Origin of the sequence: Nocardioides sp. Root122 (assembly GCF_001425025.1) — a bacterium.
In the GTDB taxonomy this organism is placed as follows: Bacteria; Actinomycetota; Actinomycetes; order Propionibacteriales; family Nocardioidaceae; genus Nocardioides.
Genome location: NZ_LMDE01000013.1, coordinates 167,350 through 180,117, shown reverse-complemented (window position 1 = coordinate 180,117; position 12,768 = coordinate 167,350). Strand labels below are relative to the sequence as shown.

The 12,768-nt window shown below is 71.0% G+C and carries 12 protein-coding genes; 5 read left to right on the top strand and 7 right to left on the bottom strand.

Annotated elements, in window-relative coordinates; translation table 11 throughout:
* Positions 1-160: 160 nt before the first annotated feature.
* Entirely contained in the window at positions 161-1,276 is a 1,116-nt protein-coding gene (locus tag ASC64_RS17960) for a BMP family lipoprotein (protein ID WP_156385273.1), read from the bottom strand.
* Between the two features lie 221 nt (positions 1,277-1,497).
* On the opposite strand from ASC64_RS17960, the gene ASC64_RS17955 reads away from it, so the two are divergent.
* The 3 genes from ASC64_RS17955 (at position 1,498) to ASC64_RS17945 (ending at position 4,913) form a co-directional block, all read left to right on the top strand.
* Positions 1,498-1,914, top strand: a complete 417-nt coding sequence (locus ASC64_RS17955) for a cytidine deaminase (protein ID WP_056909015.1) — start codon at positions 1,498-1,500, stop codon at positions 1,912-1,914.
* Entirely contained in the window at positions 1,914-3,197 is a 1,284-nt protein-coding gene (locus ASC64_RS17950) for a thymidine phosphorylase (RefSeq protein WP_056908916.1), read from the top strand. The genes ASC64_RS17955 and ASC64_RS17950 overlap by 1 nt, the downstream gene beginning before the upstream one ends.
* Positions 3,198-3,296: 99 nt before the next feature.
* Positions 3,297-4,913, top strand: coding sequence for a VWA domain-containing protein (locus ASC64_RS17945; RefSeq protein WP_056908915.1), 1,617 nt, complete (start codon positions 3,297-3,299; stop codon positions 4,911-4,913).
* 18 nt (positions 4,914-4,931) lie between these two features.
* Here the strand turns inward: ASC64_RS17945 and ASC64_RS17940 are convergent, their stop codons facing one another.
* Complete coding sequence (locus ASC64_RS17940) at positions 4,932-5,384, bottom strand: MaoC family dehydratase (protein WP_056908914.1); 453 nt, start codon at positions 5,382-5,384, stop codon at positions 4,932-4,934.
* A 50-nt stretch (positions 5,385-5,434) separates the two neighbouring features.
* Here ASC64_RS17940 and ASC64_RS17935 point away from each other — a divergent pair, with 50 nt between their 5' ends.
* A complete protein-coding gene (locus ASC64_RS17935) occupies positions 5,435-6,511 on the top strand; it encodes an adenosine deaminase (RefSeq protein WP_082550608.1) in 1,077 nt (358 codons plus the stop codon).
* On the opposite strand, the gene ASC64_RS17930 is transcribed toward ASC64_RS17935, so the two are convergent.
* Together ASC64_RS17930 and ASC64_RS17925 are read right to left on the bottom strand one after the other, a co-directional pair.
* Positions 6,498-7,013 carry a hypothetical protein gene (locus ASC64_RS17930; protein ID WP_056908912.1) on the bottom strand — a complete coding sequence of 172 codons (516 nt, stop codon included), beginning with the start codon at positions 7,011-7,013 and terminating at the stop codon, positions 6,498-6,500. The two genes, ASC64_RS17935 and ASC64_RS17930, sit on opposite strands and share 14 nt — an antisense overlap.
* 4 nt (positions 7,014-7,017) lie before the next feature.
* Complete coding sequence (locus ASC64_RS17925; protein WP_056908911.1) at positions 7,018-7,611, bottom strand: hypothetical protein; 594 nt, start codon at positions 7,609-7,611, stop codon at positions 7,018-7,020.
* Between the two features lie 97 nt (positions 7,612-7,708).
* Here ASC64_RS17925 and ASC64_RS17920 point away from each other — a divergent pair, with 97 nt between their 5' ends.
* A complete protein-coding gene (locus tag ASC64_RS17920) occupies positions 7,709-9,382 on the top strand; it encodes a substrate-binding domain-containing protein (protein ID WP_056908910.1) in 1,674 nt (557 codons plus the stop codon).
* Between the two features lie 70 nt (positions 9,383-9,452).
* Here the strand turns inward: ASC64_RS17920 and ASC64_RS17915 are convergent, their stop codons facing one another.
* From ASC64_RS17915 to deoC, 3 genes are read right to left on the bottom strand one after another with little or no spacing between them, the layout of a single operon-like run.
* Positions 9,453-10,313 (bottom strand): aldehyde dehydrogenase family protein, encoded by an 861-nt coding sequence (locus ASC64_RS17915; protein ID WP_056908909.1) that lies wholly within the window; start codon positions 10,311-10,313, stop codon positions 9,453-9,455.
* Positions 10,310-11,743: an aldehyde dehydrogenase family protein gene (locus tag ASC64_RS17910; RefSeq protein ID WP_056908908.1), complete on the bottom strand. Its 1,434-nt coding sequence runs from the start codon at positions 11,741-11,743 to the stop codon at positions 10,310-10,312. Before ASC64_RS17910 ends, ASC64_RS17915 begins: the two co-directional genes overlap by 4 nt.
* 11 nt (positions 11,744-11,754) lie before the next feature.
* Positions 11,755-12,747 carry a deoxyribose-phosphate aldolase gene (deoC, locus tag ASC64_RS17905; RefSeq protein ID WP_056908907.1) on the bottom strand — a complete coding sequence of 331 codons (993 nt, stop codon included), beginning with the start codon at positions 12,745-12,747 and terminating at the stop codon, positions 11,755-11,757.
* Positions 12,748-12,768: the final 21 nt, after the last annotated feature.

The window sequence follows — 12,768 nt, the reverse complement described above, 5'->3', positions numbered from 1 at the left end:
ACGGGGCGCGAGAGCGCGCGGGGAAGGGTAACTGTCGCAGGCGCCGGGACACTGCGCCGACATGTGCCAAAGGTCGGGGTGCGGGACTGGCAACGCCCGGTGAACAGAGAGGGAGGCCGACGCGAGCGTCGGCCTCCCTCCTGGTGGAGCGTGGTGGGGGTCAGCCCAGGTAGGACTTGACCTCGATCGAGCCGTCGATGATGCCGGCCTTCACGGTGTCGAGCTCGTCGGCGAGCTCGGGGTTGACCTTGCTCTCGAAGTTGTGGAACGGCGCGATGCCGACTCCGTCGTTGTCGAGCGTGCCGACGTAGGGGGTGTAGTCGACGTCGCCGCCGTCGGCCTCCATGATCGCCTCGTAGGTCGAGACCTTCATGTTCTTGAGGATCGAGGTCATGACGTAGTCCTGGGTGGACGGGTCGGTCTCGTAGAGGTCGGCGTCGACGCCGACCATCGCGATGTCCTTGCCGGAGTCCTCGATGGCGGTGATGGCGCCCTGGTAGATCGGGCCACCCACGGGCAGGATCACGTCGACGTCCTGGTCGAGGATCTGCTTGGCGGTGCTGGTCGCGGCCTCGTTGGCCTCGAAGCCACCGGTGAAGGAGCCGTTCTTGCCGTCCCAACCGACGACCTTGACGTCCTTCTTCTTCTCCTTGGCGTAGTACTCCGCGCCCTGCTTGAAGCCGTCCATGAAGATGGTGACGGTCGGGAACGGCATGCCGCCGTAGGTGCCCACGACGCCGGTCTTGGTGTAGTCGGCGGCGGCGTAGCCGGCCAGGAACGCGGCCTGGGCCGTGTTGTAGAGGAGCGGCTTGATGTTGGGCTGGTCGGCCTTGCCGTCGAACGTGGCGCCGTCCTTGCCGCCGTCAGCCGAGTCGTCGATCAGGATGTACTCGATGTCGGGGTTGGCCTTGGCCGAGTCCTTGGTGGCCGCGGCGAGGGCGAAGCCGACCGTCACGATGACGTTGCAGCCCTGGCCGACCAGGCTCTCGAGGTTGGGGGCGAAGTCGTTCTCGCTGTTGGACTCCACCGGGATCAGCTTGACGCCGAGCTCGTCCGCGGCCTGCTTGGCGCCTTCGTAGCTGAGCTGGTTGAACGACTTGTCGTCGAACCCGCCGGCGTCGGAGACGATGCACGGCTGCACGTCGCTGCTGCTCGCCTTGCTGTCGTTCCCAGACCCGGTGTTGTCATCCTCGGGCGCGTCACCACACGCAGCCAGGGTCGCGGCTGCCAGGAGCGCCACCAGGCCGCTCGAGACGACCTTCCTCGTCTTCAACACAAATGCCTCCAAAAATGTGCACCCCGGGGTGGGGTCAGCTTTCCGGCGTCATGATGCCTGCACCTACGCCACCCGTCACGCGGATCGGGCGTACTGAGATGCGTTTGAGACCTAAAAGTCGCAGGAGATCTTTCGGCGGATCCTGCCGAAGACCAACCGATTCTCGTATGCGCCATAGTTGCCGTCTAGCGAAGAGGGTGGACGACAGCGTGGAGCAGACGGTGGAACAGAGGGACTGGGACGATCTCAGGGCCGCTGCGGTGGAGGTGATGCGTCACGCCTATGCGCCGTACTCCGGATACCCGGTGGGTGCGGCCGCACGCGTGGACGACGGCCGCGTCGTGTCGGGGTGCAACGTCGAGAACGCGGCGTACGGCGTCGTGCTGTGCGCCGAGTGCGGCCTCGTCTCCCAGCTGCACGCCACCGGAGGCGGTCGGCTGACCCACTTCGTGTGCGTCAACGGCGCGAGCGAGATCATCATGCCGTGCGGGCGCTGCCGCCAGCTGCTGTTCGAGCACGGCGGCCGCGACCTGCTGGTCTGGACCGTCTCGGGGGTCAAGCCCATGTCCGAGGTGCTGCCCGACGCCTTCGGACCCGAGGACCTGGCCCACGTGGCCACTGATGGAGGAGCCCGCTGATGCCCGCACACGACGCCGTCGAGGTGATCCTCGCCAAGCGCGACAAGCACGAGCTCAGCGACAGCCAGATCGACTGGGTGATCGACGCCTACACGCGCGGCGAGGTCGCCGACGAGCAGATGTCGTCCCTCGCGATGGCGATCCTGCTCAACGGGATGAACCGCACGGAGATCGCCCGCTGGACCGCGGCGATGATCGCGTCCGGGGAGCGGATGGACTTCTCGTCCCTCTCGCGACCCACCGCCGACAAGCACTCGACCGGCGGCGTGGGCGACAAGATCACCTTGCCGCTGGCGCCGCTCGTCGCGGCGTGCGGCGTCGCCGTGCCGCAGCTGTCCGGGCGCGGGCTGGGCCACACCGGCGGCACCCTCGACAAGCTCGAGTCGATCCCCGGGTGGCGCGCGTTGCTGAGCAACGAGGAGATGTTCTCGATCCTCGAGGACGTCGGCGCCGTCATCTGCGCGGCCGGCGACGGCCTGGCCCCGGCCGACAAGAAGCTCTACGCCCTGCGCGACGTCACCGGCACGGTCGAGGCGATCCCGCTGATCGCCAGCTCGATCATGAGCAAGAAGATCGCCGAGGGCACCGGCGCGCTGGTGCTCGACGTGAAGGTCGGCAGCGGCGCCTTCATGAAGGACCTCGTGACGGCTCGGGAGCTGGCCGAGACGATGGTCGCGCTCGGCACCGACGCGGGCGTGCACACCGTCGCCCTGCTCACCGACATGGCCACCCCGCTGGGCCGCACGGCCGGCAACGCGATCGAGGTCGCGGAGTCGGTCGAGGTGCTCGCCGGCGGCGGTCCTGCCGACGTCGTCGAGCTGACCCTCGCCCTGGCCCGCGAGATGCTCGCCGGTGCCGGTCGCGACGACGTGGACCCGGCCGACAAGCTCGCCGACGGCTCCGCGATGGACGCCTGGAAGGCGATGATCCGGGCCCAGGGCGGCGACCCCGACGCCGCGCTGCCGCAGGCGAAGGAGTCGCACGTCGTCGCCGCCCCTGCCAGCGGCACGCTGACCCGGCTCGACGCGATGGCGGTGGGCCTGGCGGCGTGGCGCCTCGGAGCCGGCCGGGCCCGCAAGGAGGACCCGGTCCAGGCCGGCGCGGGCGTGGTCTGGCACGCGCGCCCGGGAGACGCGGTGACCGAGGGCGAGCCGCTGTTCACCCTGCTCACCGACGAGCCCGTGCGCTTCGAACGGGCTCTCGCCTCGCTCGAGGGCGGGTTCGACATCGGGGACGGCGCGTCCTTCACGCCGACCGACCTGGTGCTCGACCGGATCGGCTGACGCGCACGTCCCCAACTCTGGCGAAGACCGGTCGGTAACCCCTCGTCCCTTTACTTTGCGGCCCTAGCGTCGCTGGTGTCCCAAGGGGCGGGGGGCCCGATGAACAAGCTTGACGAGCGCGACGGGGGCCGCGCGACCACACTGAGGACGCCCGTCCTCGTCGTCCTCCTCCTGGTCACCGGCGTCGTCGTCGGCGGCGGTGCCGCCTACCTGCTGATGTCGCGCAGCGGCACGGCCGCGGCCGACGCCGACTCGTGCGGCGCCTACGACACGGTCCAGCTCACCGTCGGACCGGAGCTCTACGGCGCCGCGCTGCAGGCGGTCGACCGCGCCGCGCCGCCGTGCACCCGCGTCGAGCCCGACATGCGGTCCGGGATCGAGGTGTCCCTGGGCATCGCCACGGGTGGCGACACGCCGGACATCTGGATCCCCGAGGCGCGCTACCTCACCACCAAGGCCTACCTCGGCGACGCCCGGCCACGGATCGTGGCACGCAGCGTGGCCCACACACCCGTCCTCCTCGCCGGTGGCAGCGCGGCTCGCCGGTTCGCGTCGTGGGGCGACGCGGAGCGGTCCGGCCTGGTGTCGGTGCCCGACCCCGAGACGACCGTCGCGGGGACGTTGGCCGTCGTGGCTCCCCAGGCCGAGGCCCGGGCGGTCGGTCGCACCGCCGCGGACGCCCGGGAGCTCGTCGTACCGTTCGCGCAGTCCTACGGTGCCCGCCGCTCGGACGGGGACGACGCCGAGGTCGCTCCAGCGATGTTCCCGCGCAGCTCGCCGCGTCTCGTGGTGACCACCGAGCAGGAGCTCGCCGCCGTGCAGGGCCGCAGCGACCTGCGCGACCTGACCCCCGCCGTGGGCGCCCCGGTGCTCGACTTCCCGATCGCGGTGAGCGAGAACGCGCCGCCCGGAGCGCGAGCGGTCGCGCGCAGCGTGGCCGACTTCCTCGCCAGCCCGGACGGGCGTGCCGAGCTCCACAGCCAGGGTCTGCGGGCCACCGGCGACCGGACGGCACCCGACGGTGCCTCCGAGGTCACGACCGTCCTGCCCACGCCGCCCGGGGCCGCCATCGCGTCCACCGTGCAGTCGTGGCGCACCCTCGCCGTCCCCTCGTCGATCCTGGCCGTGGTCGACGCGTCCGGGTCGATGGACTTCGGCGCCGGGCAGGGCACCCGGATGGACCTGCTGGCCGACGCGGCCGGCATCGGCCTGTCGTTCCTGCCCGACCACGCCCGGGTCGGGCTGTGGATCTTCTCCATCGACAAGGGCGGCCCCGGGCGCGACTGGCGCGAGCTCGAGCCGCTCCGGCGCCTGGACGACCTGCGCTTCGGGCGCACCCAGCGCTACGCCCTGCGCCAGCGGGTGGCCGAGCTGCCGAGCCTCACCGGCGGTGGCACCGGGCTCTACGACACCGCGCTGGCGGCGTACGAGGAGGCCGTGCGCAGCTATCGACCGAACTACTCCAACGCGGTCGTGCTGCTCACCGACGGTCAGAACGAGGACCCCGGGTCCATCGGGCTGGAGCCGCTCCTCGACCGGCTGCGGGCCCTGCGCGACCCGGACCGCCCGGTGCGACTGGTGGGGATCGCGATCAGCGGGGACGCCGACCTGGCCGCGCTCAAGCAGATGGCCCACGTCACGGGCGGGGAGGCCTACCTCGCGGCGCAGCCACAGGACGTGCTGGAGGTGTTCGCCCAGGCGGTCCTGTCGCGGTGAGCGCGGGTCCGCGCGCGGTCAGGCGAGGAGCAGCACGACGTGCGCGGCCACGCAGGCCGGCTTGTCCTGGCCCTCGATCTCGACCGTGTGCTCGACGATGAGCTGCTTGCCCTGCGCCAGCTCGCGGACCTCGCCGAAGCGCACGTGGGAGCGCAGCCGGCTGTCGACCGGCACCGGGCTGGGGAAACGCACCTTCTCCAACCCGTAGTTGAGCCGGGCGCCGGGGGTCTCGAGGCGGAAGACCTGGGAGGCGAAGTGGGGGAGCAGGCTCAGGGTGAGGAAGCCGTGGGCGATGGTCCTGCCGAAGGGGCCTGCGGCAGCCGCCTCCGCGTCGACGTGGATCCACTGGTGGTCCAGCGTGGCGTCGGCGAACGCGTCGATGCGGGCCTGGTCGACCACGAGCCACTCGCTGGTGCCGATCTCGGACCCGGCCGCTGCGGAGACGTCGTCGAGCGTGGTGAAGGTGCGCATGGGCACGAACCCTAGTGCTCGTCCACGGGCAGGCCTGATTGGATGACCCGGTGACCACTCCCACCCGCGACCAGGTGCACGCGGCGCCGAAGGTGCTGCTGCACGACCACCTCGACGGCGGGCTGCGTCCGCAGACGATCGTCGAGCTGGCTGCCGAGGTCGGCCACGAGCTCCCGGCCGGTGACGCGGAGTCGCTCGGCCGCTGGTTCACCGAGTCGGCCGACTCGGGCTCCCTGGTGCGCTACCTCGAGACCTTCGACCACACCGTCGCGGTCATGCAGACGGGCGCCGCGCTCACCCGGGTCGCCCGCGAGTGCGTCGAGGACCTGGCTGCCGACGGCGTCGTCTACGCCGAGGTGCGCTACGCCCCCGAGCAGCACGTCACGGGCGGGCTGACGCTCGACGAGGTGGTGGCCGCGGTCCAGGAGGGCTTCGACGAGGGCATGGCCGCCAGCGACGGCAGGATCGTCGTACGCCAGCTGCTGACCGCGATGCGCCACCAGGCCCGCTCGATGGAGATCGCCGAGCTCGCGATCGCCTGGCGAGACCGCGGCGTCGCGGGCTTCGACATCGCCGGGGCGGAGGCGGGCTTCCCGCCCACCCGCCACCTCGACGCGTTCGAGTACCTCCAGCGCGAGAACGCCCACTTCACCATCCACGCAGGGGAGGCGTTCGGCCTCCCGTCGATCTGGCAGGCGATCCAGTGGTGCGGCGCGGACCGGCTCGGCCACGGGGTGCGGATCATCGACGACATCACGGTCGGCGAGGACGGCTCGGTCGAGCTGGGCCGCCTGGCCGCCTACGTCCGCGACAAGCGGATCCCGCTCGAGATGTGCCCGAGCTCCAACATCCAGACCGGCGCGGCCGAGTCCTTCGCCGAGCACCCGATCGGCCTGCTGACTGAGCTGCGCTTCCGCGTCACCGTCAACACCGACAACCGGCTGATGAGCGGCACGTCGATGACCGAGGAGATGTATAGCCTGGTCGAGGCGTTCGGCTACACGCTGACCGACCTGCGCTGGTTCACCATCAACGCGATGAAGTCGGCGTTCCTGCCCTTCGACGAGCGGCTGGCGATCATCGACCAGGTCGTCAAGCCCGGTTACGCCGCCCTCATCGAGGGCTGATCACCCACCAGGGCAGGTCCCACCCTGCGAGCCGGAGCGGCGCGGACTCCCAGCGGGCACGCGCCACGGGGAGCAGCCGGCCCGAGGAAGGCTCGTAGGTCGTCGCCTCGTCGCCGTCGACCGCGGTGACGAGCACGACGTGCCGTGGCAGCAGCCGGCTGCCGACGTAGACCGCGACCGGGCGCTCCGGCTCCACGGCGGCGAGGTGCGGCCAGACGTGCCGGCCCAGCCGCACGGCGTGGACGGCGTACGCCACGCCGGTGACCACGTGCAGGTCGCGCGCCACGGCCCACGGCGGGGTGCCGACGGCGCGCAGCCAGGGCACCTGCCGGCGTCCGTCGGCATCGGTCGTCGAGGTGAGCCGGCGGTGCAGGGTGGCGGCCTCGTGGGCGAAGGTGGCCTGGTCGCCGACCAGCGCCGCGTAGCGGGGGTCGGCCAGCCGGCGGGCCACCACCAGGGACGCGGCGCCGCACGACCGGCGATCGGGCTGGCGCAGCCTCACGACGTCACGACCCGGTCAGCTCGGCGTAGGCCCGGTCGCCGGTGGCCCGGCGGCAGCCCTGTCGGACCGCGTGGGCGACCACCCGCTGCTGGTCGCGCATCAGGGCGAACCCGCGTCGCACGAGGACGAGAGGCGGCTTGCGGTGCTCGCGCAGGTCGCGGGTCAGGCGCCGCCAGAAGGTGACCAGCGGGTGCTGGGTGATGCAGTAGGCCGCCGCCAGCATCCCCTCCTCGCGGCACGCGGCCACCACGTCGGGCGCGAAGATGCCCTCCGCGACGAACCGCGTGCTGCCGCCGAGCTCGACGGTCCGGGAGCCGCAGCGTCCGTTCTGCGCGATCTCGTAGACCGGCACCTCGCTGCGTCCGGTCCCGCACAGCTCGCGGAGGGAGGCGAGGGCGTCCTCGCGGTGCCAGGAGTCCGGGTGGTCCCAGTCGACGAGCCCGGCGTTGGCTCCCGAGGTGATCCGGGGGAGCGAGGGGTCGTCGCCGTCCTTGTAGAAGTCGTCGAGGCGGAGGACGGGCAGTCCGAGGCGCTCCGCCAGGCGGGACTTCCCGGCGCCGCTGGGGCCGGCCAGGACGACGACCTGGGCGTGTGTCATTTGTTACTGACTCGTTTCGTTGTTCGGCCGCGGACGGACAGGCTGGAGATTAGTCTCGCCCAGACCCCTGATTGACAGTTCCTCTGGGAGGACTCCAATGAGTCTTGACGACTCGACTCCCGCGCCCAGCGCGGACAACTCCGGACACGCCACGACGCGTTCCGGCCTGACGGGCAACCCGCTGCTGCTCGTCGGTCTCGCGCTGCTCCTGGTGATCGGCCTCGTTGGCTTCTTCGCCCTGCGTGGCGGCGACGACAGCGAGGCGGCCGACTGCGTGTCGGAGCAGGTCACCCTCACCACTGCCCCCGTCATGGAGGGCCTGGTGAAGCAGGCCGTGAAGGACGTCAACGCAGACGAGCCGTGCATCGACATCGTCGTCACGGCCGGCACGGTGAAGGACGTCATCGCGCTGCTGGCCGACCCCAACGCAAAGCTCCCCGAGATCTGGATCCCGGACAGCCCGACGTGGAAGGGGCAGCTCACCCTCGCCGGCTGGACCGGCACGCCGGTCGCCGACGTCCTCGCGCAGACCCCTGTCGGACTGGTCGGCGGTCCTGCCGCCAAGGCGCCGGCATCGTGGACCGCCGCGCTCGACGGCGGCAGCCTGGCCATGGCGGACCCGAGCGCCCAGGGCGCGTCCGCGCTGGCCCTGCTGGCGCCGTACGCCGAGATGAAGACCACCGGCGAGACCCCCGTCTCCATCGAGGAGAAGACCGTCCCGGTGGCCCAGACCTACGGCGAGCGTGCCGTGGCCGGTAGCAGCTCCGAGACCGACCTGGCTGAGCTCTCCGCCACCAGCACCCAGCTGGTCCCGGCGACCGAGCAGGCCTACCTCGCTGCCCGCCGCAGCAACGACCAGCTCACGCTCGTCGCCCCGGCGACCGGCGTCCCGATGCTGCAGTTCCCGCTGATCGACGTGAACCGCGGCAGCAAGGACATCCTCGCCTCGGGCGGCGACCTCTCCGCCCGCGTCGGTCGCGCCATCGCCCGCTGGTTCACCTCCGGGGCCGGCGTGGACGCGATCGCCGAGGCCGAGCTCCGTGGACCCGACGGGGCCCCGCTGCCCGAGGGCGTCGGCATGGGCGACTCCAAGATCCTGCCGAAGGTGCCCCAGAAGACCACCGACGACACGCTGCGCCAGTGGCGCGTGCTGTCCGTCCCGTCCAGCATCCTCGCCGTCGTCGACCTGTCCGGCTCGATGAAGATGGCCATCGGTGACACCACCCGCATCGGGCTGGCCGTCCAGGCGTCGAAGGTGGCGCTCGACGCCTTCCCGGACCAGGCCCGCATCGGGATCTGGGGCTTCTCCAAGAACCGCGGCACCAACGGCGCCTCGTGGGAGGAGTACGCCACGCTCGACCGCCTCGACGCCCCGGCCGGCGACGGCCAGACCCACGGCGACGTGGTGCGGGCGGAGGCCGACAAGCTGCCCAGCCGCGTCAAGGGCGGCACCGGAGTCATGGACACCACGCTGGCCGCGTACAAGTACGCGCAGGAGAAGTGGGACCCGGCGTGGTTCAACTCCGTGGTGATCATGACCGACGGAGCGAGCGACGACTCCAGCTCGCTGACGCTCGAGTCGCTGGTCAACCAGCTGAAGTCGATCCGCGACCCCGCCAAGCCGGTCAAGGTGATCATCATCGGCATCTCGCAGGACGCCGACACCGGTGAGCTCGACCAGATCGCCGCGGCGACCGGTGGTCAGAACTACCTGGTGAACAACCCGAACGAGATCCTCGGAGTGCTCGCCTCGGCGATGCTCAACCGCTGAACCACCACGCACGACCAGCACGAAGGCCCCCGGAGATTCCTCCGGGGGCCTTCGTCGGTGGTGCGGTGGCTCAGACGCCGATCGGGTGCCAGACCGTCTTGGTCTCCAGGAACCGGGTCATCCGGTCCAGGTCGGGCTGGACCAGCCAGTCGGTGTCGGGGGCGGGACGGCGTACGCGCTTGAGGTTGTCGGCCGCGGCCACCTCGAGGTCGACGGCGAGGGCGGCGTCGTCCACGCCGGTCAGGTCGATGCCGTTGACGTCCATGTGCGAGGCCAGCCAGGGGGCGATCTCGGCCTGCGAGCCGGTGAGCACGTTGACCACGCCACCAGGCAGGTCGCTGGTCGCCATGACCTCACCGAGGGTGATCGCGGTCAGCGGGTTGTCCTCGCTCGCGACCACCACGACGGTGTTGCCGGTGACGATGAGCGGCGCGACCACGCTGACCAGGCCCAGGAGCGGACCGCGGGGTGCGATCACGGCGATGACGCCGCTGGGCTCGGGCGTGGACAGGTTGAAGAACGGGCCCGCGACGGGGTTGGCGTTGCCGACGACCTGGGTGATCTTGTCGGCCCAGCCGGCGTACCAGACGAGCCGGTCGATCGCGGCGTCTACGTAGGTGCGCGCCCGGGCGGGGCTGATGCCCTCCGCGGCGCGGAGCTCGGCCTCGAACTGCTCGCGGCGGCCCTCGAGGACCTCGGCGACGCGGTAGACGACCTGCGCCCGGTTGTACGCCGTCTTGCCCGACCAGCCGGGGAAGGCCGAGCGGGCGGCCACGACGGCGTCACGCGCGTCCTTGCGGGAGGCCTGCGCGGCGTTGGCCAGCAGGCGGCCCTTGGCGTCGTTGACGACGTAGGAGCGGCCCGACTCCGAGCGCGGGAACTGGCCGCCGATGTAGAGCTTGTACGTCTTGCGTACGTCGATGCGGCTCACGCGTCCGCTCCCTTCAGGTAGGCCTCGAGGCCGTGGCGACCGCCTTCGCGGCCGTAGCCGGACTCCTTGTAGCCGCCGAACGGCGAGGTGGGGTCGAACTTGTTGAACGTGTTGGCCCAGACGACGCCGGCGCGGAGCCGGTTGGCCATGGACAGGATGCGCGAGCCCTTGTCGGTCCACACGCCGGCCGAGAGCCCGAACGGCGTGTTGTTGGCCTTCTCGATCGCCTCGGACGGGGTGCGGAAGGTCAGGACGGACAGGACCGGGCCGAAGATCTCCTCACGGGCGATCCGGTGGGCCTGGGAGACGCCGGTGAAGATCGTCGGCGGGAACCAGAAGCCCTTGGTGGGCAGGTCGCAGGCGACCTCCCAGCGCTCGGCGCCCTCGGCGTCGCCGACCTCGGAGAGCTCGCGGATGCGCATCAGCTGCTCACCGGAGTTGATGGCGCCCACGTCGGTGTTCTTGTCGAGCGGGTCGCCCATCCGCAGCGTCGACATCCGTCGCTTGAGCCGCTCGAGCAGGTCGTCGGCGATGGACTCCTGCACGAGCAGGCGGGAGCCGGCGCAGCAGACGTGACCCTGGTTGAAGAAGATGCCGTTGACGATGCCCTCCACCGCCTGGTCCACGGGGGCGTCGTCGAAGACGATGTTGGCGGCCTTGCCGCCGAGCTCGAGGGTGACCTTCTTGTCGGTGCCGGCCACCGTGCGGGCGATCGCCTTGCCGACCTCGGTCGAGCCCGTGAAGGCGACCTTGTCGACGTCGGGGTGCGACACGATCGCGCGGCCGGTGTCGCCGGCGCCGGTGACGATGTTGACGACTCCGGGCGGGAGGTCGGCCTGCTGGCAGATCTCCGCGAACAGCAGCGCGGTCAGCGGGGTGGTCTCGGCCGGCTTGAGCACGACGGTGTTGCCGCACGCGAGTGCCGGGGCGATCTTCCACGCCAGCATCAGCAGCGGGAAGTTCCACGGGATGACCTGGCCGGCGACACCCAGCGGGGTCGAGCCGTAGCCGGAGTACTCGAGCTTGTCGGCCCAGCCGGCGTAGTAGAAGAAGTGGGCGGCGACGATCGGCACGTCGACGTCGCGGGACTCCTTGATCGGCTTGCCGTTGTCGATCGACTCCAGGACCGCGAGCTCGCGGCCGCGCTCCTGGATGATCCGGGCGATCCGGTAGAGGTACTTGGCGCGCTCGGCACCGGACATCCGGGACCAGACGCGGGTGTAGGCGCGGCGAGCGGCCTTCACGGCCTCGTCGACGTCGGCGTCGCTGGCCTCGGCGACCTCGGCGAGGACCTCCTCGGTCGCGGGGTTGATCGTCTTGAAGGCGGTGCCGGTGCCGTCGGTGAACTCACCGTTGATGAACAGGCCGTAGGACGGCTTGATGTCGACGACGGCGCGCGACTCGGGTGCGGGGGCGTACTCGAAAGACATGTCTGTCGACCTCAGTCCAGCGTGAAGTAGTCGGGACCGGAGTAGCGACCGGTCGTCATCTTGGTGCGCTGCATCAGCAGGTCGTTGAGCAGCGTGGAAGCGCCGAACCGGAACCAGTCGGGGTCGAGCCAGTCGTCGCCGCAGGTCTCGTTGACCATCACGAGGTACTTGATGGCGTCCTTGGTGGTCTTGATGCCGCCGGCGGGCTTCACGCCGACCATCTGGCCGGTCTGGTCGCGGAAGTCGCGCACCGCCTCGAGCATGATCAGCGTGACCGGGAGCGTCGCCGCCGGCTGCACCTTGCCCGTGGAGGTCTTGATGAAGTGGCCTCCGGCCATCATCGCCAACCAGCTGGCACGGCGGACGTTGTCGTAGGTCTGCAGCTCGCCGGTCTCGAAGATCACCTTGAGGTGGGCACTGGTGCCGTCGGGCCTGGCGCAGGCCGCACGGACCTGGGCGATCTCCTCGAAGACCTGGAGGTAGCGACCCGACAGGAACGCGCCACGGTCGATGACCATGTCGATCTCGTCGGCACCGGCCTCGACCGCGTCGCGCGTGTCGGCGAGCTTGATGTCCATCGCCGCACGGCCGCTGGGGAACGCGGTGGCGACGGCCGCGACGTGGACGCCGCTGTCGCCGAGCGTCTGCTTGGCGGTGGCGACCATGTCGGGGTAGACGCAGACCGCGGCGGTGGCCGGGCAGGTCGGGTCGGCCGGGTCGGGTCGCATCGCCTTCGAGGCGAGGGCGCGGACCTTGCCGTGGGTGTCCTGGCCCTCCAGCGTGGTCAGGTCGACCATCCGGATGGCCAGGTCGATGGCCCAGGCCTTCGACGTGGTCTTGATCGACCGGGTCGCGAGGCCGGCGGCGCGGGCCTCGCACCCGACCTGGTCGACTCCGGGGAGGCCGTGGAGGAATCGGCGGAGCGAGGAGTCCGTACGCACGACGTCGTCGTAGACCGCCGATGTCGCAGGGGTGCTCACCGTTGAGCTGGCAGTGGGTGTCACCGACCCAGCATAGAGTTGGCC